The organism is Chitinophaga sp. SVR4-12A, assembly GCF_056754765.1.
Genome location: NZ_JBPGWP010000001.1, coordinates 2,642,503 through 2,666,894 on the forward strand (window position 1 = coordinate 2,642,503; position 24,392 = coordinate 2,666,894).

Annotated in this window: 18 protein-coding genes; 11 read left to right on the forward strand and 7 right to left on the reverse strand. The window is 50.0% G+C overall.

Annotation, left to right across the window (positions count from 1 at the left end; all coding sequences use genetic code 11):
• Position 1: 1 nt before the first annotated feature.
• Positions 2 to 751, reverse strand: coding sequence for a class I SAM-dependent methyltransferase (locus ACR9Y8_RS10780; RefSeq protein ID WP_481213268.1), 750 nt, complete (start codon positions 749 to 751; stop codon positions 2 to 4).
• A gap of 167 nt (positions 752 to 918) precedes the next feature.
• Positions 919 to 2,859, reverse strand: a complete 1,941-nt coding sequence (locus ACR9Y8_RS10785; RefSeq protein WP_481213269.1) for an LTA synthase family protein — start codon at positions 2,857 to 2,859, stop codon at positions 919 to 921.
• 389 nt (positions 2,860 to 3,248) lie between these two features.
• Here ACR9Y8_RS10785 and glmM point away from each other — a divergent pair, with 389 nt between their 5' ends.
• From glmM to ACR9Y8_RS10805, 4 genes are all read left to right on the forward strand, one after another.
• Positions 3,249 to 4,634 (forward strand): phosphoglucosamine mutase, encoded by a 1,386-nt coding sequence (gene glmM, locus ACR9Y8_RS10790; protein WP_481213270.1) that lies wholly within the window; start codon positions 3,249 to 3,251, stop codon positions 4,632 to 4,634.
• A gap of 148 nt (positions 4,635 to 4,782) precedes the next feature.
• Entirely contained in the window at positions 4,783 to 5,910 is a 1,128-nt protein-coding gene (locus ACR9Y8_RS10795) for a cysteine desulfurase family protein (protein WP_481213271.1), read from the forward strand.
• A 344-nt stretch (positions 5,911 to 6,254) separates the two neighbouring features.
• A complete protein-coding gene (locus ACR9Y8_RS10800; protein WP_481213272.1) occupies positions 6,255 to 7,469 on the forward strand; it encodes a parallel beta-helix domain-containing protein in 1,215 nt (404 codons plus the stop codon).
• Complete coding sequence (locus ACR9Y8_RS10805) at positions 7,466 to 8,521, forward strand: SO2930 family diheme c-type cytochrome (RefSeq protein ID WP_481213273.1); 1,056 nt, start codon at positions 7,466 to 7,468, stop codon at positions 8,519 to 8,521. Before ACR9Y8_RS10800 ends, ACR9Y8_RS10805 begins: the two co-directional genes overlap by 4 nt.
• 157 nt (positions 8,522 to 8,678) lie before the next feature.
• Here ACR9Y8_RS10805 and ACR9Y8_RS10810 read toward each other — a convergent pair whose 3' ends face one another.
• The 4 genes from ACR9Y8_RS10810 to ACR9Y8_RS10825 form a co-directional block, all read right to left on the reverse strand.
• Entirely contained in the window at positions 8,679 to 9,386 is a 708-nt protein-coding gene (locus ACR9Y8_RS10810) for a LytR/AlgR family response regulator transcription factor (protein WP_481213274.1), read from the reverse strand.
• Complete coding sequence (locus tag ACR9Y8_RS10815; RefSeq protein WP_481213275.1) at positions 9,379 to 10,725, reverse strand: sensor histidine kinase; 1,347 nt, start codon at positions 10,723 to 10,725, stop codon at positions 9,379 to 9,381. The genes ACR9Y8_RS10810 and ACR9Y8_RS10815 overlap by 8 nt, the downstream gene beginning before the upstream one ends.
• A 62-nt stretch (positions 10,726 to 10,787) precedes the next feature.
• Positions 10,788 to 11,141, reverse strand: a complete 354-nt coding sequence (locus tag ACR9Y8_RS10820) for a DUF4907 domain-containing protein (protein ID WP_481213276.1) — start codon at positions 11,139 to 11,141, stop codon at positions 10,788 to 10,790.
• Positions 11,134 to 12,144, reverse strand: a complete 1,011-nt coding sequence (locus ACR9Y8_RS10825) for a Kelch repeat-containing protein (protein WP_481213277.1) — start codon at positions 12,142 to 12,144, stop codon at positions 11,134 to 11,136. Before ACR9Y8_RS10825 ends, ACR9Y8_RS10820 begins: the two co-directional genes overlap by 8 nt.
• 251 nt (positions 12,145 to 12,395) lie before the next feature.
• Between ACR9Y8_RS10825 and ACR9Y8_RS10830 the strand changes: the two genes are divergently transcribed.
• The 6 genes from ACR9Y8_RS10830 (at position 12,396) to ACR9Y8_RS10855 (ending at position 21,849) form a co-directional block, all read left to right on the forward strand.
• The gene (locus ACR9Y8_RS10830; protein ID WP_481213278.1) at positions 12,396 to 13,739 is read left to right on the forward strand and encodes a DUF4270 family protein; all 1,344 of its coding nucleotides are present in this window, start codon (positions 12,396 to 12,398) and stop codon (positions 13,737 to 13,739) included.
• 25 nt (positions 13,740 to 13,764) lie between these two features.
• Entirely contained in the window at positions 13,765 to 15,000 is a 1,236-nt protein-coding gene (bamG, locus tag ACR9Y8_RS10835; protein ID WP_481213279.1) for a BamG family beta-barrel-assembly machinery protein, read from the forward strand.
• A 145-nt stretch (positions 15,001 to 15,145) separates the two neighbouring features.
• Positions 15,146 to 15,736 (forward strand): RNA polymerase sigma factor, encoded by a 591-nt coding sequence (locus tag ACR9Y8_RS10840; protein WP_481213280.1) that lies wholly within the window; start codon positions 15,146 to 15,148, stop codon positions 15,734 to 15,736.
• Between the two features lie 68 nt (positions 15,737 to 15,804).
• On the forward strand, positions 15,805 to 16,812 hold the full coding sequence (locus tag ACR9Y8_RS10845; RefSeq protein WP_481213281.1) for a FecR family protein: 1,008 nt from the start codon (positions 15,805 to 15,807) through the stop codon (positions 16,810 to 16,812).
• A 39-nt stretch (positions 16,813 to 16,851) separates the two neighbouring features.
• A complete protein-coding gene (locus ACR9Y8_RS10850) occupies positions 16,852 to 20,256 on the forward strand; it encodes a SusC/RagA family TonB-linked outer membrane protein (protein WP_481213282.1) in 3,405 nt (1,134 codons plus the stop codon).
• 12 nt (positions 20,257 to 20,268) lie between these two features.
• Complete coding sequence (locus ACR9Y8_RS10855; RefSeq protein WP_481213283.1) at positions 20,269 to 21,849, forward strand: RagB/SusD family nutrient uptake outer membrane protein; 1,581 nt, start codon at positions 20,269 to 20,271, stop codon at positions 21,847 to 21,849.
• Positions 21,850 to 21,905: 56 nt separating this feature from the next.
• Here the strand turns inward: ACR9Y8_RS10855 and ACR9Y8_RS10860 are convergent, their stop codons facing one another.
• Positions 21,906 to 23,261: a GH1 family beta-glucosidase gene (locus ACR9Y8_RS10860; RefSeq protein WP_481213284.1), complete on the reverse strand. Its 1,356-nt coding sequence runs from the start codon at positions 23,259 to 23,261 to the stop codon at positions 21,906 to 21,908.
• 78 nt (positions 23,262 to 23,339) lie between these two features.
• Here ACR9Y8_RS10860 and ACR9Y8_RS10865 point away from each other — a divergent pair, with 78 nt between their 5' ends.
• Positions 23,340 to 24,392: a formylglycine-generating enzyme family protein gene (locus tag ACR9Y8_RS10865; protein ID WP_481213285.1), complete on the forward strand. Its 1,053-nt coding sequence runs from the start codon at positions 23,340 to 23,342 to the stop codon at positions 24,390 to 24,392.

The window sequence follows — 24,392 nt, forward strand, 5'->3', positions numbered from 1 at the left end:
CCTAAATTTTAGATTTTTCCCCTATTATCACCATTCTTGGGGAACGGGTTTCATCATAGGCATTAAAATGATAATCCCCAAAGATATCCAATATCCGTAAACCCTGCCGCTGGAACATGGATTCAAAATCAGCACGGGTAAATGCTTTCACACTTTCGGTAAACACCGTACGCAGCGGTTTTTCCGGGTCCACTATCCGGATCTCCTTCAGGAAACGCTTATCCTCTATTTCCCGTTTAATATCAAACACCACATGACCGATCTCTTTCACCTCGCTGGGCACGAGGTGGGCCGCCACATAAGGGCTGTTCAGATAATCGAGCACCACACGGCCGCCCGGCTTCAGGGAGTTCTTTAGCATGCGCAGGGCATTGTCATTATCCCGCTGCGTATCAAAATACCCGAAGCTGGTAAAGAAGTTAAACACCACATCAAAATAATTGATGCGGAAAGGCAGGCGCATATCATGCTGGTAAAAATGCAGGTGATCATTCTCCAGCCTTTTGGCCGCGTTAATGCTCTCTATGGAAAGATCAATGCCTGTTACGTCAAAGCCCCTGTCTGCCAGGTACCTGGCATGGCGCCCCCGGCCACAGGCCACATCCAGCATCAGCGCCCCCGGCGCCGGCTGCAGGTAAGCCAGCAGCTTATCTATGAAGGCAGCAGCCTCCTTCTCATCCCGGTTGCTGTACAACAGGTGATAATAGGGAGAATTGAACCAGTCTTTGAACCATTGTTTCTGGACTTCCATGGTGTTTGGTTTGAGGTTTGAGGTCTGAGGTTTGAAGTTCGTTAGAAATTACAGGTTCAATGCAGGTATTCCCACCTACCGTGCACGTACCTGAAAGGTTGGACACACGTTTTGAACTTTCAACCTTCAACGAACTTCAAACCTCAGACCCCAAACCTCAGACTCTTTTATTTTTTATTATTAAACATCAAATATCGTGTGCTTTCATAAAACCCCTGCGTTAAATTATTGAGCGCAGTAGCAGTATCCCCTTGCTGGGCCTGCACATCCTTCAGCGGATCACCCTTCAGATCATACAGCGCTGTTTTACCGCTTTTCTTATTGATCTCATACAGGTATTGCTCTCCTATGCAGGCAATATACCACTGCAGGTTCTTTACATAAGAGATAAACGCATAACGATTGGTAAAGGTAGTATCCAGCAGGTCCGTGCCCAGGGTATAGTTCCTGAATGGTATACCAGCCAGCCGGGCCACAGTAGGGTATACATCCAGCAGGCTGCCTGGCCGCGTGATCGTTTGCGGTGCGATCAGCTTCGGGCTGTAAATAATACAGGGCACGTGTTCCATGCCGCTGCCCAGCTCATATTCCGGGAAAGGCATGTGATGATACGGATTCTGGATACAGTTATGATCCCCGAAGAACACGAAGATCGTATTGTCCAGGTACCCGCCTTCCCTGGCCATTTTTATCAGCTGGCCAAGGTTATAGTCCAGGTAACGCAGGGCATTGAACTGGTCAAGCGACACAAAGCCTGATTCCTTGAACTTGTTCATGTCTATATCCTTCTCCGTTACCTTTTTGAAATCGCCTGCGCCCGGGGTGGTAGTAAAGGGCGCATGGTTATCTGCCGTTTGCAGGAAGGCGATGAAGGGCTTTTTGCGCTGGTAGGTGTCCTTAAAGATCTCGCTGGACTCTTTAATCAGGTCATAGTCGGAAACGCCCCATACGTCGGCCTTGGCCGCCTTGAAATAACCTTCTTCATAGATCCTGATACCCTCCACGTTGTTGGTGAACACGGCCCTGATATTGGCCCAGTTGGTATTGCCCCCCAGCAGGTAATATTTTTCATAGCCTTTGAACTGGTCCATGATAATACGCTGGTCTACCATCTGCGGATGCCTGCTGGCTGTTTTATTGACAGTAATATCGGGCAGGCCGGTGGTAACGCCGTATACCGTACGGGCAGTGCTCACTGCCGGTACATAGAAATTTCTGAAAAGGATGCCGCTGTCGGCCAGGCGCTTCATGTTCGGCGTACCCTGCATGGGGTTGTTGAACATGCTGGTCACCGATGCACCTGTAGACTCCAGCATTACCAGTACAATATTGGGCCTGGATGCCTTCTCCTCTCCTGCCACCGTACGTACATAATTCAGCTTTAGCACATCCGGCGTATCTACCCGCAGGTACTTTGCCATGTAAGGATAGAATTCGCGGGTCTTCGCTTCGTCGAAAGTATCGCCCTTCACGCTGAAATTATTCACGAAATACAGTACCGGGTTCAGGGCCAGGCTGGTAATACCGTTATCCCTGGTGAACATGGCCTGGCTCCAGCGCAGCGGAAAATAGGCGAAATTGCCATAGATGCCCGCGGCAAACAACAGTACCAGCGCAGCGATCCAGCCCGCATAACGCCAGCCGCGCACCGTAGCGGGCGCCTGCTGCGCCAGTTTACGGTAGGTATATAGCTGCAGGCGATATGCCAGGAACAGGAAGAGGCCTATGCCGATCACACCCCGTATCACCGGGTAACTCTGCCACACCATCCTTGCATTGTCTGCCCGCTCACCAGAGGCCAGGAAACGGGTAACGGAAGGATCCAGGCGCAGTCCGAGGTAAGCATAATGCCCCAGGTCCAGTATATATAATAATGTGAGCAGCAGGTATACCAGGAACAGGTATACGAAACTGATCCTTTTTAATATCACCGATGTAAAGAAACGGTTCCTGCTGAACACCACCAGGAGCCCCAGAGGGATGATCACCAGCAATGTAAGGCGCAGGTCGAACTTCAGGCCCAGGTACCAGGCTTTTGCTATAATGCCGCTATCTGTTATGGTGGATTTAAAAAAGAAGAAGTAGAAGATCAGGCGAAAAAAAACCATCAGTAAATAGAGGTAAAGTGTTTGTACCAACACATACCGAATATACCGGGGTATATTCCTCCACAAGTAGTTCATGTAATGCTTAAGCGTTTATTATTAATCTGCCTATTTATTAGTAAAAATTTCAAAGCGTAGCTGCAAAGATAATGAAAGTTTGAGGTTTGAAGTCTGAGGTTTGAGGTTCGTTACAGGTTTAATGTCCAAAATATGCTGTCCTGCCTCGTTCAGCAGCCAGAGACTGGCAAAATCCCTGCCTCTAACCGTTAACTTTCAACGAACCTCAGACCTCAGACCTCGAACTTCAAACCTATTAAGGCGATAGCCGACTTTTTAAATAACCTGATTTTGAATGGGATTTTTTTATCTTTGCCTTCCTTAAAATTGAATTCGTGGCACTGATCAAATCGATATCCGGCATCCGAGGAACCATTGGCGGCAGGCCCGGTGAAGGACTTTCTCCATTAGATGTAGTAAAATTTACGGCAGCATACGGGACATGGTTAACCAAACAGCAATCAGACAATAAGAAGGTGGTAATTGGCCGTGATGGCCGTATCTCAGGTGAATTAGTCAGGAACCTGGTTGTATCTACCCTGAACGGCCTGGGACTGGACGTAGTTGACCTTGGACTGTCTACCACCCCTACCGTAGAGATTGCCGTTAAAATGGAACAGGCTGCGGGCGGCATTATTATTACCGCCAGCCATAACCCCAAAGAATGGAACGCCCTGAAACTGCTGAACAGCGATGGCGAATTCATTTCCGGCGAAGACGGCATTGCCCTCCTGGAAATTGCCCAAAGCGAAGACTTCAGCTTTGCAGACGTGAATAAACTAGGTACCTGCCATGCAGATGACAGCTACCTGCAGAAACATATTGACCTGGTGGTGAACCATCCCCTGGTAGATGTAGCCGCCATCCGCAGCCGCGACTTCAAGATCGTAGTGGATGCCGTCAACTCTACCGGCGCCATCTTCGTGCCCGCCCTGCTCAAAGCACTGGGCGTAGACCAGGTGGAAGTGCTGTTCGGTGAAGTGAACGGCCGCTTCAGCCACAACCCCGAACCTTTACCAGAGAACCTCACTGCCCTGTCTAATGAAGTGAACCGCTCCAACGCAGACCTGGGCATCGCGGTAGACCCGGATGTAGACCGCCTCTGCTTTGTATGCGAGGATGGCAGCATGTTCGGCGAAGAATACACCCTGGTGGCCGTAGCCGATTATGTACTGAACAAGAAAAAAGGCAATACCGTTTCCAACCTCTCCTCCACCCAGGCGCTGAAGGACGTTACGCTGAAACACGGCGGCGAATACCATCCTTCTGCCGTAGGTGAAGTGAACGTGGTGAAGAAAATGAAAGAAGTGAACGCCGTTATAGGCGGTGAAGGCAACGGTGGGATCATCGTACCAGACCTGCACTACGGCCGCGATGCGCTGATCGGTATCGGACTGTTCCTGAGCCATGTAGCGCACAGCAAAAAGAACCTGAAGAACCTGCGTAACAGCTACCCGGATTACTTCATCTCCAAGAACAAGATAGAGCTGGATAAAGGTGTTGACGTAAAGACCATCTTCGAAAAGATCAGGGGCAAATACAAGAACCAGCCCACCAACACCGAAGACGGCCTGAAGATAGAATTCGAAAAAGACTGGGTGCACCTGCGTACTTCTAACACAGAGCCTATCATCCGCATCTATGCCGAAAGCCAGTTTGAAACCACGGCAGATAACATCGCCCGCAGGATCATGGCAGACATCAAGGAATTTATGCACTGATAAACAGCTGTTAGCTTTTAGCCGCTGGCTTTTAGCTATCCGAATTTTCTAACAGCTAATAGCTAAATGCTAATAGCTAAAAAAATACGACCTTTGTGGGCGCTTACTAAGCGCCCATTTTATTTTTATCAAAAACCACCTACCAACCTTGAAAAGAATTTACTTCGACAATGCAGCTACCACACCGCTGGATCAGGCCGTGCTGGATGCGATGCTGCCGTATATGACGGACAAATTCGGCAACCCGTCCTCCATCTACTCCTATGGACGGGAATCAAGACTGGGTATTGAGAATGCCCGTAAATCCGTTGCCAAAATACTGAACGCCCATCCGGGAGAGATCTTCTTTACCTCCGGCGGCACAGAAAGCAGCAATACGGCCATTAACGCCGCTATCAGAGATCTGGGATGCAGGCATATCATCACTTCCGAGATCGAGCACCATGCCACCCTGCATACCGTAGAATACCTGAGCAAGGCACAGGGCATACAGCTCTCCTACGTGCGCCTGCTCCCTAACGGCCATGTGGATATGGAACACCTGCGCCAGCTGCTGGCCGGCTCCTCTAAAAGGTGCCTGGTGACCCTCATGCACGCCAACAATGAAATAGGCAACCTGCTGGACATCCAGGCCGTGGGGAACCTCTGCAAAGAGTTTGACGCCATCTTTCATTCCGATACCGTGCAGACCGTGGGCCACTACCCTTTTGACCTCCGCAACACCCCCATCCATTTCATTAACGGCGCAGGCCACAAGTTCCATGGCCCCAAAGGCGTGGGCATCCTTTACGTGAACGAGAACGTAAAGATCACCCCCTACCTGCAGGGCGGCGCCCAGGAACGCAATATGCGGGCCGGCACCGAGAACCTGTACGGCATCATCGGCTTTGCCAAAGCCCTTGAACTGGCCACCGAACATTTTGAAGAGCATAGCAGTTATATCAACAACCTGCGTATGTACATGGCAGACCAGCTGGAAAAGCACATCCCCGGCATCACCTTCAACGGCGATCTGCGGGGCCGCAGCCTCTATACGGTGCTGAACGTGTCTTTCCCCAAATCTGAAAAGAGCGAAATGATCCTCTTTAACCTGGATATCAACGGGATCTGCGCCTCCGGCGGCAGCGCCTGTACCTCCGGCGCCGATCTGGGCTCTCATGTGATCCGCGCCATCAGCAGCGATCCTAACCGCATCAGCGTACGTTTCTCCTTCTCCCGGCAGAATACGAAGGAAGAAGTGGATACGGTGGTAGAACGCCTGAAAGAACTGATATAAATTATTTAGTAATAATAGCAGAAGGTCCCGGCACATTCCCGTGCCGGGACCTTCTTTTTTGCGGTAACATAGCGCCGGTTCTCTATGTTCTCTACCCTTTCAGTGGTAGTTTCGGAGTATTTCACAGGTAGATGAGTGGTATCTATAAAGATACCACTCATCTACCTCGTAACTACCCGACATATACCGGACATATACCGGACATCCTCGGTGTAAGCCGAATCCACAACGGGTTTTAACCTAATCGTCAGCCAGCATGACGGCTTACCGACCCGAAGACGACCCGATTTCCCCTTAGTGAACTATTTTCCGTATATTTAATAGGCCTGTAAAACCACGTTTCTATGCGCTTATTCCCCATTTTAACCCTGGGCGCGCTGACAATTATCTGCCACCAGCCCGCTTATGCCCAACAGGACATACAAAAGAAGCTTCAACGGCAACTGATCACCGCCGAAGACGGCGCCGTGATTGAATTGCCTCCCGGTACCTTCCAGCTCTCCTCCACCCTCTCCCTTGAAGGCAAGAAGAAGATCCTGATCAAAGGCGCCGGTATGGATAAGACCATCCTGAGCTTTAAAGGACAAACAGAAGGCGCCGAAGGCCTCCGCGTGTCCAACGCCAGCGATATTACCATCCGCGACCTTACTGTACAGGATACCAAAGGAGACGGTATCAAAACCATGAATGTGACCGGCATCGCCTTTAAGCAGGTGAAAGTGGAATGGACAGGCCCGCCTGCCAAAGAGAATGGCGCTTATGGCCTGTACCCCGTACAGTGCCAGCAGGTGCTGATAGACAGCTGTACCGCCATCGGCGCTTCCGATGCGGGTTTATATATCGGCCAGTCAAAAGATATCGTAGTGCGTAACAGTATTGCCCGGCACAATGTAGCCGGTATTGAAATAGAGAACTCCCTGCATGCAGCAGTATACCAGAACGAAGCCTATGAGAACACCGGCGGCATCCTGGTGTTTGACCTGCCAGACCTGGTGCAGAAAAAAGGCGGGTATGTAAAGGTCTATAACAACAACATCCATCATAACAACTATCCCAACTTTGCGCCCAAAGGCAATACCGTAGCCAAAGTACCGGCGGGCACAGGGGTCATGGTGCTGGCCACCAATCATGTAGAGGTCTTCGATAACAAGATCCATTATAACAACAGCGCAGGCACGGCTATCATCAGTTATTTCATGACAGAGAACCCTATCAAGGATTCTACCTATATGCCCTACCCTGCCACGGTATACATACACGGCAACGACTACCTGCGCGAGAAAGTACGCTTTCAGGGCAAAGGCCGGATGGGCATGCTGTTCCGCTTTAAGCTGCGCTTCGGCAAGAACGTGCCGCATATCATTTACGACGGTATCCTGAATAAGGAATGGACAGGCCCCGACGGCCAATATAAGCCCGAATACCGCATCTGTATCGGTCCTAATAATAACGCCAGCTTCGCGAATCTTGATGCGGGCAACAAGTTCAAAAATGTATCGCACGATATGCAGCCGTATAACTGCGCTAATACGATCACCACTACTACCAGCGCTCAATGAGCATGATCCGTTATATTATCTATAGCCTGCTCGGGGCAGGATTACTGAGTGCGTTACTGGCTTCGGGCCGGCATGCAGACAGTGCATATGCGCCTAAAGAAACCCTCTCGGAATACGGTTTCTTCAAAGGCAATATGGCAGACCAGGTGCCGGTGGCAGGCATTATGCCTTACCAGCTGAATACGCCCCTGTTCTCCGATTATGCTGAAAAGCTGCGCTTCATTCAATTACCGCCTGATAGCGTGATCACCTACGATCCATTAAATGTAATGTATATCCCCGTAGGCGCCACGCTGATCAAAACATTCTATTATCCGCAGGATATGCGGCATCCGGAGAAGGGACGTCGCCTCATGGAAACCCGCCTGCTGGTGCATACACCAGGCGGATGGAATGCATGGACCTATATCTGGAATGACGAACAAACAGAAGCTTACCTGGAAGTAGCCGGCGACAGAAAACCCGTGCGCTTCACGGATCATAACGGGCATAGCGTTGCTTTTGATTACATCATTCCCAACGTGAACCAGTGTAAGGGTTGTCACAACACCAACGAAGTATTAACGCCGATCGGCCCTACTGCACGACAGCTCAATGGAGATTTTCCATACGCCAGTGGCCGTGAAAACCAGCTGCAGCACTGGATCAAGGCAGGCATACTCCATGGCCTCACCGATGCGACACAGGCGCCGCGCGCGCCTGTATGGAATGATCCTGCAAGCGGCAGCCTGGAAGACAGGGCGCGGACCTGGCTGGAGATCAACTGTGCGCATTGTCATAAACCGGAGGGCCCTGCCAAAACATCCGGGCTTTTTCTCAATATTAACGAACATGACCCTACGAAGATGGGCATCCTGAAAACACCTGTCGCCGCAGGCCGTGGCGCCGCCGATCTGCAATATGATATTGTGCCCGGTCACCCGGAAAAGTCCATTCTTGTTTACCGCATGGAATCAACAGACCCCGGTATCATGATGCCGGAGCTAAGCCGTAAGCTAACGCATAAAGAAGGATTGGAGCTGGTGAAACAGTGGATAAAGGAGATGAAGTAAGTTTGATGTTTGAAGTTTGACGTCTGAGGTTCGTTAGAAGTTATAGGTTTAAGGCAAGTCGTCTTCGAATAACCTGTACCTGTATGAGGCTGATGGCGCGTTTCGAACCTGCCAACCTTTAACGAACCTCAGACCTCAAACTTCAAACCTCAAACGTCTAAGAGTTCCTGGTGATCACTTCATAAAACCTATCTCTATAACCATCACTGATAGGGATAGACTGATTGGCTATCATCACTGTATTCTTTTCCACAGAATTGATCTTATTCAGCGACACCAGGTAAGAACGGTGTACACGTATGAATTTGTCTGCAGGTAAGCGGGTTTCAAAAGATTTAAGGCTGCGCAGTGTTAATACCGGCTGGTAAGGTGTATAGATCTTCGTATAATCTTTCAGTGCTTCAATGAAAAGGATATCCTCCAGGTTGATCTTAATGATCTTGTATTCCGTTTTGATAAAGATGTAGTCATTTACATGGCCGTTGCTATCGCCGTTCTTCTGCTGGGTGACCGACATATATTCCTGCGCTTTGGAAGCAGCGCGGAGAAAGCGTTCAAAGGGAACGGGCTTCAACAGGTAATCTACTACATCCAGGTCGTAGCCGTCAAGGGCGTACTCGCCGTAAGCGGTAGTGAATACTACCATAGGAGGATATTTGAGGGATTTGAGGAACTGGATCCCGTTGATATCCGGCATTTTGATGTCCAGGAATACCAGGTCCACCCTTTCATCCTGCAGGAAGCGCATGGCCTCCGCGGCGTTTTCAAAGGTTTGAACCAGGGACAGGAAAGGAACTTTGCGGGCAAAGTCCGTAATGATCTCCAGCGCCAATGGTTCATCGTCCACTGCAATACACTTAATCATTTTTCAACACTATTTTTAAATCAGCAATAAATTGGTTCTCGGTTTCCGTTACAGTTATCTCGTGCTTATTGGTATATAGCAAATCCAGCCGTTTTAATACGTTCTGAAGGCCTATTCCGCCCTGCTCCGCCACACGTTGGGGGAACAGGCTGTTCTTTACCAGGAGCCGCACCATCGTTTGTTCAATGGTGATCGTGATACTGATGAATGAATGATCGGTATAACTGATCCCATGTTTAAAGGCGTTCTCTACAAAGGGGATCAGCAGCATGGGCTCTATCCACAATCCATCCGGCACACCGCATTCCGTATAATCCACCTGTATGCCTGCAGGCAGCCTTAAGCGTTGTATATCGATATAATCCCGCAGGTATTGCAATTCATGCTGTAACTGCACCATCTCTTCGTTGGACTCATAGATCATGTAGCGCATGATCGTAGACAGCTTCACAATAGCATGTTCCGTTTGTGCAGAATGTTTATGCGCCAGCGAATAGATAGTGTTTAGACAGTTAAAAAGGAAGTGAGGATTAATCTGTGACTTTAAAAATTTTAATTCCGCGTTTAGCTTCTCCACTTTCAGCGCCTCCCGCTGCTGTTCACTCTTAAACCACTCCTGCGCTATCTTGATGAAGCCGCTCATTAGCAGCATTAACAAGGCGGCCAGCACTGACTTCCGGAGCACTTCCGGGAACAGCAGGCGCTGCCAGAAAGGTGGTGGCCCCAAAGGCATGGCCGGAATAGCCATGGCAGTGGCCATAGAATCATTCCTGATCATCAGGCGTGGACCATGACCAGGCCCGCTGAAGAACCTGATCTCATCCCTTCCTATCGGCCGACCTTTTGTATAAGCATAAATTCCTCCGTTTGCCGATGAAAAAGCGCGATATCGCATAAACGCACGGGGACCCCTGAAAGTTACTTTCCCCGTGCTGTCTACAGTGATCATTCTTCCTCCCCTGTCTGCTATCGCAGCATTCAGGCCCAATTCATTTTCATGGGTGGCCAGGTAACGCATAAAGTAATGATCCATCACCGCCTGTTGCACGGTAATGAATACCAGCACCAGCAGCACGTACCCAAAATAGTAGACGATCTTTTTCAACGTGAAGAAACGCGGTATGAGCACATAGATGTTCAGGTAGAATACCCCGATGAGGAATAAGTTATCTATGACTTCCCTGATAAAGAACCAGGGATGCAGGATGCGCAGGCGGTAAATAAAAAAAGGTAACAAGAGAAAACAGGTCCATGCAACGATGTGCAAACCTATGATAAAGAGCCTGTTTTTGTAAATATGTTTGAAATTTATCATACCGCTGAAAAGCGCGGTAAACATACATTACAATAGGGTTAAACGTCTGTTAAAGTTTGTTAACACCTTTAAAGTATATGTTAAATTTAGTTGATCGCTATACCCATTTCCTCCAGTTCTGTTTTGCTGATAGCGGGCACCTGCCGCTTACGCAGTTTCTCTGCGACACGATTGCCTACCCGCTCTGCATCTTCCTTGCTGTGGAAAGGATTTCTGCCTGGTATGGCAGGAATGAAATCCTGGTAGATATAGGCATGCGCGCCCACATTTACGGAATATCCCCAACCCGCATGCGTTTGGAAAGTGACAACCGCAATGCTATCCTGCACTGCGGTTGGCTTTCCGGAGGAGGCCCGCTGACTGGTCTTAAACACAGCAAATGCCAGGATCAGCAGGCTCCCCACGAGTAATAATATGTTTCCTGTCTTACGCTTAGTCATTCTTATTATATTCTACAGTTGGCTGGAATTCCCATGTATCGCTCAAAGGCGTACTGCCGCTTACTCCGGTGGTAATAAATCCCCTGTTCTTGATAGCAAAGCCAACAGCGCTCGTACGTGCAGAACCTTCGAAAGCTTGCTTTAAATCCCACAGGTCGTTCACCGGGTCATACTCCCATGCTACGGTAGAGATGCTACCGCCGCGGTTACCGGTGCAAACATACGCTTTGTTGTTCATTACAAAAGCCACGCAATTGTACCCGGTTATGTTGGTATACTCATCATCGTAGCTATCGTCGCTCACGTTCGTGATAGCGCGTTTCAGCGTCCATACGTCGTTATCAGCGTCGTACATAGACAGCTCATTGTTCAGCTGCAGGTTGCTCTGACCGGTAACGATGTAAGCTTTGTCTGCTATCACAAAAGAAACCGCGTCAGCCCTTTTTGATAAAGGCACATCAGAACGGGTGTACCATTTATTTTCAGAAGGCCTGTACTGGTAGCAGTCGTTGAGCCAGTTGCCATCATAGCCCGTGGCCACATAACCGTTGGTCTTCACTGCAAAGCCTACGGCTCCTACGCGGGCAGTGCCGGGGAAGGGCGCAATCGCTTCCCAGTAGTTACCATTGGGATTATAGGTATAGAAATCGTTCAGTTTGATCACACCGTCAGTACCTGTACCTACGTAACCTTTTCCTCCTACTGCAAATGCCACTGCGCTATGACGGGCACGGGCGCCATCAGGTAAGGATGCTCTCTGCGTCCAGGTGTTTCTGTCTGCATCATAGGAGTAAAAATCCCTGAGTGTATCATTATTAACATCCAGTCCGGTGCCTACAAAGGCGGTGTCAACGATCGTAAAGCTTACCGCTTCCTGGCGGGCTACGCCTTTGAAATCTACCCTGTGTACCCAGTTTCCTACAGTGCTTGTATCATCACTACTTTTAGAGCAGGCTAACAGTACCACGGCCATCAGCAAACATAAACCTGTTAAATAACGCATTAGCATTTTATAATTTTTAATAGTTGCCAAAATTATCCGCCCTTGTATTAGCATAAATATAAAATAGACATATCCCCTTTTTTAAGGGACGGAAAAGACTTTTTCATCTGCCAGTGGCAGAGTTTGGCCTTTTATGCCTCTTTGGGGGGCATAGGCTGTATAAGGATCGGGAATGCGGATTCATCGATAAAAAACCGCCTTTGGCATATTAAATCAATGGGAAGTAGGGTTCCTGGCTAAAATTGCGCTCCATGAACAATACTTTTTGCGGTTCCAGGTGCGCGCGTCCCTACATAAAATTAATGGTAGCAGTATTGATTGCTGCCGCCAACAGCGCTTGTGACAAGGAAGGGTTCGACTACGATATATCAGGCGGCGAACAGTCCTCCAATTATATTATTGCAGATACCTTAACAATTAAGATGCAAACCATCCGGCTGGACTCTATACCTACTTCCGGCACGGGTGTGGCATTAGTGGGTAAACAAACAGATCCCTATTTCGGTAAAATTACCGCCGGCTCCTTCTTCCAGCTGCAGCTGCCTGCCAATAAAACGCTGGATGCGACCTCCACTTACGACTACACGGAGCTAGTGCTGTATACCAACAGGAAGCTGTACGGAGATTCCAGCCTGTCGCAGCATATCAATGTATACGAGGTGCAGCAAACCATCCAGCGGAATACCAACAGCTACTATATATACAGCCACAACACTTTTCAGACCTCCGGCACGCCCCTGGGCAGCATACAGAAAGTGGTGCGTCCCAATATTGATACGGTGGTAAAGATCCAGCTGGCGGATACTTACGGGGCGCCGCTGTTCAAGCTTTTTAAAGACAAATCTACCCTGATATCCGCACAGGATATCTTCCTGAAATATTATAAAGGCCTGGCCATTAAAGCAGGCGACAACGCCGGTAATATCCTGGGCTTTAACACCGGCGATACTTCCGTGATCCTGCGCATGCACTATCATAATAAGGATCCCTTCTTTACCGACCGGCATCTTGACCTGAACGTATATGATCAGACGGTGCAGTTCAACCAGGTGTCGGTAGACAGATCCGGCACACAGCTCGCCGGACTGACCCCCAGCAATAAATCAGTGCTGAGCGCCCAAACGTCTAATATGTCTTTCATACAGCCCTTAACGGGCATCGCTACACGGATCGATCTGCCTACCTTAAAGAACCTTGCTTCTGTAGGCAGCTTCTTCAAAATAATGCGCGCCTCCCTTACCATACAGCCGGTAGCGGGCACTTATCAGCCGCCTTTTACCCTGCCGCCTTACCTGACCATTTGTGAAGTGGACAAGAACAACAACGTAACCGATACACTCACCAGCACGCTGGGTTCCGTGATGTATGGTAACCTGTTCATCGATAATCTTTACCAGGAAAAAACGGCCTATACGTACGACATAACACATTACTGTATCAACGAGATTGCCAGCGCAGACGCCTTTTCACGGGGGATCATGATCATACCGCCCCACGGCGCCTACCTGACAAGTCTTAACAGGGTCGTATTGGGCGATAATAAGCGTAAACAGAACAAGATCAGCGTACAGGTATATTACCTGCGGTACAATTAAAACATAAAAGCATTTTAGAAAGAACATGCAAATAAGACAATATACCGGTTTGTGCGGATTGTTGCTGTTACTGTGCGTACAGGCAGAGGCTCAAAGCAGCAAAGGCGTTAATTCACTTTATTCCGCCTTTGGTATCGGCGACCTGGAAGAGCACGACTTCACCCGTAACTATGGCCTGGGCAGCGCCGGTATTGCACGTCCATCCCTTTTTTACCTGAATGAACTGAACCCGGCATCTTACTCTGCCATACCCAAGCAGAACTTTATGTTCGACGTATCGCTGCTGGGCAGGAGCGTAAGCTATACCGGCGCCAATACCACGCAAAGCGCGCTGGACGGCGCCATCAGAAGGCTGGCCGTCGGGTTTAAAGTGAATAACCGCTGGGGCGTGAGCGCAGGCCTTACTCCCTACAGCACTGTAGATTATAAGGTACTGGCAGACCGCTACGTAGCCGGTAGCGATGCCGCTATCAAGGCAGTTACAGAAGGCACTGGCGGCATCAACAAATTTTATCTCTCCAACGGTGTGAAGATCACGAAGAACTTCTCCGTTGGGATTTCCTCTGCTTTCCTGTTCGGTCCTATCAATACCACCGAAACACTGGGCAGCGATACTGTTTCTACCGTAGACAAACAATACGCCTATAACCTGAATTTTACAGGCGGCCTGCAATACCACGGCAAAATAAAGGACTGGGAGATCGGCCTGGGCGCTACCTACCGCCTACCGGCCACCATGCGTTTCCAGCACAGCGTAAATGTGATCAACAGCTCTGAACAGGTGCTCTACAAAAACGACCTCGAAACAAAAAAGCTGAAGGTCCCCGAACAATACGGTTTCGGCCTTTCCCTGACCAAGAACAACGTTACACTGGTAGCCGACTACCGGAAACAACTATGGAGCGGGCTTAACTCGGGCACCACCGGCTACCGGCTTACAGATGCGGATCGCATCGCCGGCGGTCTCGAATATGCTTTCCGGCGCCATTATTACAATGGCACCTTTGAAGGGCTTGTGCTCCAGGCTGGTTTTTCCCGTAACAATTCCTACCTGGTGGTGCAAGGCAATCACATCGCAGAAACCGGTGTAACACTCGGTGTTTCCCTTCCTAACCGTACCGGTAACCTGCGTTATTACCTGGGCCTTGAGATTGGGCAGCGCGGGACGACGGCAAATAATCTGATCAAGGAGAATTATTTGAATGCGGTGTTCCATTTCTCGCTGAAGGACGTCTGGTTTATACGCCGGGTATACGAATAGGCCGGTTGAACACGGGAAGGTAGTTAATTATCGCCCATTAATTGTTAATTTAACATCAATCCATACGTTCCCTCTTACCTAATTTAGTACAGCGTGCCAATGGCGGCTAAACTAAAACTTGTAAAACAAACAGAAGGGGGAGATAGTGCCTGCACACTATGCCGATAGAGACCAGCTTTTAACAACGGATCTTCGAACAGGCGACCACGTTGCATTTAAGGAGTTATACGAAAAGTACCATCAGCTTTTGTACGGTGTGGCGTATAAGTACCTGAAAGATTCCGCCACGGCGGAAGACGCTGTGCACGAGGTATTTGTAAAACTCTGGCTCTACCGCGAACAACTGGACCCCGCACAAGGCGTAAAAAATTTCCTTTTCAAATGCTTAAAGTTCCATGTGCTGAATGTGATCCGCGATCAGCAACGCGCGCTTACAAAGCAGCAGGGCTTCACACAGCTGGCGCCTGCCTCGCACGAAGAGCCGGAACACGCCGTGTTGTTCAACGACTATAAAAGAGCGATGGAACAGGCCATAGAACAGCTCTCTCCCCGCAAAAAAGATATCTTCCGCTTAAGGACGGTAGAAGGCCTGACCAACGAACAGATAGCCACCAAACTGGGCATCTCCATCAATACCGTCAAACTGCAGTTCTCCCAGGCCAGCCAGCTGCTGAAACATTGTCTCAAGGTCTTCAGCAATACCCTCCTTTTGATAGTGATCTATTTCTTTCTCTAAATTTTTTTCTAACCATATAATACTTTCCCTTTTTCCAGGTGTAGTATTTAATAAGGAGGGCATTAGACATGACGCCAATAGATCCGGCACTATTAACTAAATTCTTTAACAACCAATGCACGGCAGATGAGCAGCAGCAGGTAAGGGAATGGCTGGATACGGCAGAAGGCCGTGCCTGGCTTGCCTCCTCCATACAACAGGACCTGGAACAGGGTGAAGGCCACACCCTTCCACGAACTGAACGTTCAGAGGAAATATACCAGCGCATCCTTGCCACTACGGGTATGCAGGACACTGCAGCGCCCCGGTGGCAATGGTTGAGCCGATCGCGGGGCGCAAGAACGCTGAAAGCGGCCGCGGTACTGGCAGGCGTTATTGCGCTCAGCTTTGCCGCATGGCAGCAGTTCCGTCAAAATAACAGCGGCCTGACCTACACCACCGCTTATGGCGAGATTAAGACCATTACACTGCCAGATCAATCTGTGGTTACACTGAACGGCAACAGTACCTTGCGGTACAGTAAACGCTGGAACCAGACGGACGACCGGGAGGTCTGGATACAGGGAGAAGCTTTCTTCGATGTGAAGCCGGCGCCCCAACAGCGGTTCGTAGTGCATACCTCACATCATATCAACGTGGAGGTACTGGGTACCAGCTTTAATGTATTAGACAGGCAAACACGCATGCAGGTGGTGCTCAACACAGGTAAGGTGCGTTTAAGCGGCCACACGGCTGCCATCAAAGCGCCCATCGTTATGCTACCAGGACAATTGGTTGAGTTCAAAGAAAAAACCGGTACATATCAGCAACAACAAGTGAACGCTGAGCAATATGGTTCCTGGAAAAGCCACAAGCTGCAATTCCACAATGCAGATCTGAAAGAGGTGGCACAGGTATTACAGGAAACATATGGACTGACAGTGACAATAACGGACACAACACTCCTTCATCAGCAATTTTCGGGCACAGTGCCCAGCGGCAGTGCAGACGTCCTGCTGGATGGCCTGTCACAGCTCTTTGATCTCAAAATAAACAGGAAAGACGCCTCCGTAAACATCGAAAAAAACCGTCAATAAGGACCAGTAAACATTAGTTAACGTTCAACCAAAAGTGTTATGAACAAATTTATTACCGCCTTGGTAACAGCCATAAGTGTGTCCTGTTACTGCGGATCGCCTGCGAATTCCCAGGATATGGCGGCTTATCGCCAGCAATCCCAGCCTGCTTCAAAAGCAAAAACAAGATCATTGAAAAATGTGCTGAACCAGCTGGAAGTAAAATTCGGAGTATCCTTTATCTACAAAAGCGAGCTGGAACAGAAACAGCTCAGCACCGGCGATATGGAGAAACAAGCATCTCTCGAAGCCACACTGGACTACCTGACCAGCAACAACGAACTGAAATATAAAAAGATCCGGGAAAGCTTCTATATCATCTACAGCAAAGATGAAACAGCGCCCGAAGCACAGCTGCCCAACAACAGCAGCATTCCCGCATTACCGCAGCCAGGCATGCTGTACAGCGCTGCTGCCATGCAGATCATCATCAAGGGACAGGTGACCGATGAAAAAGGTCAGCCGATCCCTGGCGCCACCGTAGTATTGAAAGGCACTACTACTGGTACCGCTACTGATCCGGATGGCCGCTACACCCTCCAGGCGCCCGACGGCAACGGCGTACTGGAATTCTCTTACCTGGGCTATGTTAAACAGGAAGTGCCCATATCAGACCGCACTACCATCAACGTACAACTGACGCCGGATATCAAGTCCATGTCAGAAGTAGTGGTAGTAGGTTACGGTACACAGAAAAAAGTGAACCTCACCGGCGCCGTTACTGCCTTATCCGGTGCAGACGTTAACTGGAAACCGGTAGGCCAGGTATCCGCTGCCCTGCAGGGCGTCGCTCCCGGCGTAACCGTGAAACAGGGCTCCGGCCAACCCGGCTCCGACCAGGGCACCATCCGCATACGTGGTATCGGTACCCTGAATAACAACGATCCGCTGGTGCTGGTAGATGGCGTGCAATACAACATCAATGATATCGACATGAACGACATCGCTTCCATGTCAGTACTGAAAGACGCTGCCGCCGCATCCATCTACGGCGTACGTGCAGCCAACGGCGTTATCCTCATCACGACCAAACGTGGCAGCAGTGGCAAGCCGAAAGTATCTTACAACAACTACTTTGGCTGGCAGAACCCTGCGCGTCTTTCCAAATTTGTAGGCGCACAGCAATTCATGCAGCTGGTGAACCTTATGCGGACGAACTCAGGCGCCAGCGCACAGTATGCTGATGCACAGATCAACGCCTACAATGATCCCAATCGTAATAAAGATCTCTACCCGGATAACTATTGGCTGAAAGACATCCTCACCGGCAGCGGTTTTCAGCAGTCGCACAGCATGAACGTCAGCGGCGGGTCAGAGAATGTAAAATACCTGTTCTCCACCAACTACTTTGACCAGCACGGCCTGATCAAAAATATGGACTACAACCGTATCACCGTACGTTTGAACACAGACATCAAGGTGACCGAAAAACTGAACTTCAGCGCAGACATCTCGACCCGCCTGGGCAAACAGCAGGAGCCACAGGGACAGGAAGGTTCTGCCTGGTACCAGTTCGGACAGGGCGCTATCATCAACCCGCTCACCGTTAATAAATATTCAGACGGTACCTGGGGCATTGTACGCGGCGGTCAGAACCCGATCCGCCTGCAGGACGAAGGCGGCCTCTATGTATACAAGAGCAATCTCTTTACCGGTAACTTCCGCGCCAATTACCAGCTACTAAAAGGCTTGAGCCTTACCGGTCTGGCAGCAGTGAACTACCGTTCAGATTACAATAGCTCGCACAACAGGTCACTGGACTATTTCACGGACTTTCCTGATAACACCAATGTACTGACCATTGGACAGAATAACATCACCAAAGCATACCAGGGTTATTGGTTCCGCAACTTCCAGGGATTAATAGAGTACCAGCAGAACTTCGGCTTTCATGCCTTTAAGCTGATGGGCGGCGCTTCCCGCCTGAGCGAAACTACAGATGACCTGAGCGGTTACCGCACCAACCTGCCCAATGGCGATATTGAGCAGATCAACGCCGGTGCGGCAGATGGTCAACAGGCCAAAGGAACTGCCAGCGCTTACAATCTTGTATCTTTCTTCGGCAGGTTGAACTACGCTTACCACGATAAATATTTGCTGGAAGCCAATATCAGAAGAGACGGTTCTTCCCGCTTTGCAGACAACCAGAAATGGGGATGGTTCCCCTCCTTCTCTGCAGGCTGGCGCATCACAGGCGAAGAGTTCATGGAAGACGTTACCTTCATCAACAATCTGAAGCTGCGCGGCTCCTGGGGTAAACTGGGCAACGACGTATTCGTGAGCCCGAACCTAAATCTTACTACCAACTACCCTTACCAGAGCACTTACCAGTATAACAGCTATCCCTTTGGCGGCAGTCTCAATCCTGCTGCCGGTATCACCGTATATCCAAACTCCGGCCTCACCTGGGAAACCACCAAGATGACGGACGTAGGTGTAGACCTGACCGTGCTGAAAAACCTGGACGTTACTTTCGATTACTATAAGAAGACCACTTCCGACATCCTCCTCAACCTGCGCATTCCAATGTACGTAGGCCTTGATGCTGCTGTGCAGAACGCCGGCGAAGTACAGAACACAGGCTGGGAACTGGCGCTTAACTATCATGGCCAGATCGGCAAAGAGTTCCAGTATAACATCGGCGCTAATGTCTCTGATGTAAAGAACAAGATCACCAGCCTGCGCGGCGCGGACCTGGTATCTAAAGACAATAACAATATCTACACCGGTAATGTAACCGGCGTACCTATCGGCGCATTTTACGGCTATCGTGTAGAAGGGATCTACCAGAGCCAGGCGCAGGTAGATGCGCATGCTCCGCAGCCTGTATCCGGTACAGGTCCCGGCGACCTGATATATGCAGACGTGAACAATGATAAAGTGGTAAAGGAAGGCGATAAAACCGTAGGCGGCGACATGGTATACCTGGGCAGCAATATTCCCCGCTACACCTACGGTGTTAACCTGGGCGCTAACTACAAAGGTTTTGACTTCACCGGCTTTTTCCAGGGTGTAGGCAAAGTAGACATCCAGACACTGGTAATGGAAAGAGCGCCAACCAACAGCGATGGTAATTTCAAAGCCATTCATGCAGACAGCTGGACGCCTCAGAATACCAGCGCGGCTTTCCCGAGACTGACCACCGGCGTACAGAACTATCAGTCCTCTTCCTATTGGGTAAAAAGCGGCGCTTACCTTCGTTTAAAGAGCCTGCAGCTGGGTTATACCCTGCCTAAAACACTGGTGCAGCAAGTGGGTATTTCCCGCTGCCGCCTGTATGTCAGCGGACAAAACCTGCTCACCTTCAGCAGCCTGCCCAACGATATAGATCCTGAAGCGCCGAATGACAGCAGGTATTACCCGCAGGTAAAGACCTACACTTTTGGATTAAATGTGGAATTCTAAACGCACGCAATCATGAAAAAACTAAGCATATTCCTTATAGCAGCAGTGACCTGTTTCTCGTTTACAGCCTGCAAAAAAGATCTCCTGGACCAGCAACCGCAGGATGCCGTATCCCGCGAGTCTTACTGGAAAACAACATCCGACGCGGTGAATGCAGTGAATAACTGCTACCGCAGGCTGGGTGATGTAGATAACCGCTTATTCATCTCCTGTGCAACAGACGACAGCTATTCCTGGAGCAACTGGCCCAGCGATGTGCAGTATGTAGGTAATGGCAGCGCTACTGCTGGCACCGGGATGTTCTCCAATTTCTGGAGCAATTTTTATCGCATGATCGCCTCCTGCAATGATGTGGTGGAGAACATACATCGTGTACCTGCTATGGAAGACAGCCTGCGCAACCGGCTCATTGGCGAGGCAAGGTTCATCAGGGCTTTTGCCTACCAGCAGCTGATCGGCCTGTACGGCGATGTGCCCCTGGTAACACATATTCCCACAACAGATGAATTCAATATCAGCCGTACGCCCCGTGCGCAGGTGGCAGACTTCATTGTAAAAGAGCTGGATACTGTAAGCAATTTTTTGCCGCTCAGCTATCCTGCATCGGACTACGGAAGGGCTACCAAAGGCGCGGCCCTGGCCCTGAAAGCAAGGACCCTGCTGTATGAAGGAAAATATCCTGAAGCAGCTGCTGCCGCTAAATCGGTAATGGACCAGAACGTTTACATCATCGATAATAACTACCAGAGCCTGTTCAACGGTACCAACAAAACCAGCAAGGAGATCATCCTGGCTGCGCAATACGTTAAGAACACCCTGCCCAATGCCACTGCTACCTGGATAGGTGGTCCTACACTGGGCGGCTGGTCACAGGTAGTGCCGCTGCAAAAACTGGTTGATGCTTACGAAGCTACCGACGGTAAGCCCATCGACCAATCTACCATATATGATCCGGCCCATCCATTTGATCATCGTGACCCCCGTTTAAGGCTCACCGTTCTTGTTCCCGGCGAAACTGTAAACGGTCTTACCATCGATGTCACCAAGCCCAATTCTATCGATGCGCTTAGTAAGAACAATGCATCCTTCAGCGGCTACTATTACAAAAAATATGTGCCCGCCGATATTGACGGCAGCTGGGATCGCAATTCTTACAACGATATTGTGCTTTTCCGTTTTGCAGAAGTGCTGCTTACCTACGCTGAAGCAAAGATCGAGAACAACCAGATAGATCAGACGGTGTACGACGCCATTAACCGCGTTAGGCAACGTACCGGCGTAATGCCCGCTGTAACGCCTGCCACGGCGCCCACGCAGGCTGCGCTGAGGGAGGTGTTAAGAAGGGAAAGACATGTGGAGTTTCCGCTGGAAGATAACCGCCTGTTTGATATACGCCGCTGGAAGATCGCTGAAACAGTAATGCCTGGCCCTGCCTATGGCATATTGAATAATTTCAACAACGAAAGAGCAGATTTTGGAAAGCATGTATTGGTAGAACAGCGGTCATTTAATCCGGCAAGGGATTATTTGTGGGCGGTGCCGCAAAGTGAGCGATCTATTAGTCCGAATATTTCGCAGAATAATAATTGGTAGATAAAAGGTAAAGAGTGAAAGAAAAAATGCACGTAGTCTTACGTGCATTTTTATTTTTAGCCCGTCAGTAATGCTTTGAACCAATGCCCCGAATCTTTTATTATCCGTTGTTGCGTGTTAAAGTCAACGTACACCAGACCAAAGCGGGCGCGGTAACCTTCTGCCCACTCCCAGTTATCTGTAAGCGTCCATGCAAAATAACCTTCCACCGGCACTCCTTCGCTCTTAGCCTGTAAAACAGCACCCAGGTAATCCTGGAAATATTGGATACGCCCTGCATCCTTCACACACTCTCCTTCCGGCTGATCATCAAAAGCAGCTCCCCCTTCGGTAACAATAATGCGATGTACTCCAGGGTAAGCTGCAAACTGCTTCAGGATGGCATACATGCCCGAGGCGCTGATCTCCCAACCCAGGGCCGTTACCGGCACCTTGCGGGCTTTGGGCTTTACCTCAGAAACACTTACCACGGGCATAAATGGGTTATAGCGCACCACCAGCGGGAAATAGGTCTGTATGCCTATAAAATCAAAGTCGAAGGCCATCTTATCCCAATCGCGCCATAGCGCATAGCGCCGTTCTATCCTGTTCAGCAAGGGCATATCTTCCGTGGGGTAGCCCATGCCCAGCGCAGGTTCCAGGAACATGCGGTTAAAGAGCGCGTCTGCCTTGCGGGCGGCCTGCACGTCTTGGCCGTTCTGTGTGTAGGGAACGATATGTGAACAGGAATAGGTAGTGCCGATGACGGCATTCTTTACCTCATCCCTTACCACTCTTGCGCCGGCGGCCTGTGCCAATACCACGTGATGCACGGCAGGCAGGAAATAGGACAGCCCGAACTTACCAGGCGCATGTACGCCCAGCATATACCCCAGGGAGGTGAAACCAAAAGGTTCGTTCAGCACGATCCAATGCTTTACCTTATCCCCATACTCTCTCACCACTACGCGTACGTATTCTTCAAAGGCGAAGACAACGCCACGATGGCACCATCCTCCCTTAGATTCCAGCGCCTGCGGCAGATCCCAGTGGTAGAGGGTAATATAAGGCTGCAGGCCCAGCTCCAGGCAGGCGTCTATCAGGCGGTGATAAAAAGCGATACCGGCAGGATTGATCTCACCGGTGCCTTTAGGCAGTATACGTGTCCAGGAAATAGAGAATCGGAAAACAGAGAAGCCCAGTTGTTTTGCCAGCAGCAGATCCTGGCGATACCGGTGATAAAAATCGGTGGCAACGCGGGCATGGGTGCCGTCTTTGATCTTGCCTTTACGCTGTGCAAAAGTATCCCAGATGGATTTCCCCCTGCCGTCCTTATCATGGGCGCCTTCATTCTGCAAAGCGGAGATCGTAACGCCCCATAAAAAATCATCCCCGAAATCATGACGGCTAAAAGGTGCGGTAAACTGTTGCATATGCCAAAACAATGCAGTTTACAATTCTTTAATTAAAAAAGTCATTATTTTATTGTTAAGGCCTTTTATTTTTATAGTATGTACCAACCAAATTTCCTCTTCCTGCTACTATGCGCAGGCGTGCTGAGCTCCTGCGGAAGCGGCGCCAACAAGCCCGTAACAGCAGACAGTACCGGTATTGCAACAACTGCAGACAGCCTTCAGCACATGGTGCTGATCCCCGGCGGCAGCTTCGCTATGGGCGCTGCCGATGATATTGCCCAGGCGGATGAGCAGCCGGTGCATACAGTCAGCGTTGATACGTTCTTAATGGACGAGCACGAGGTGACCAATGCGGAATTCGCGGCTTTTGTGGCTGCCACACATTATGTAACAACAGCCGAAAAACCCATCAGCAAAGAAGAAATGATGCAGGGCATGCCTCCGGGCTCGCCCGAGCCCGACAGCAGTCTGTTACAGGCCGGCTCGCTGGTGTTCTCTCCACCAGAGCATGCGGTGTCCCTGGATGACGTATCGCAATGGTGGACCTTTGTACCGGGCGCCAGCTGGCAGCATCCCGAAGGACCGGACAGCAACATTAGCGGCAGAGAGCAACACCCGGTGGTGCATATCTCCTGGGACGATGCAAATGCCTACGCCCGCTGGGCAGGAAAGCGGCTGCCCACAGAAGCAGAATGGGAGTATGCGGCACGCGGCGGCCTTGCAAAGCAGCCCTTTACCTGGGGAAGCGAAGCAATAACAGCAGGCAAGCCAAAGGCCAATACCTGGAATGGGCATTTCCCCTATGAGAATACAAAGACCGACGGATTTTACAATACAGCACCCGTAAAAACTTATGCTGCTAACGGTTACGGACTGTACGATATGGCGGGCAATGTGTGGGAGTGGTGCGCCGACTGGTACGATGCCCGTTATTACCAGCAAGTACCCAACGCTGCACAGAACCCTGGTGGACCGGCAAAAGGATTCGATCCCGCAGACCCTACGGCGCCTAAACGGGTGATCAGGGGTGGTTCCTTTATGTGCAGCGATGAGTATTGCAGTGGTTACAGGGTAACAGCCAGGATGAAGACCACACCTACATCGGGACTGGCTAATTTAGGGTTCCGCTGTGCGAAAGATATAAAGTAG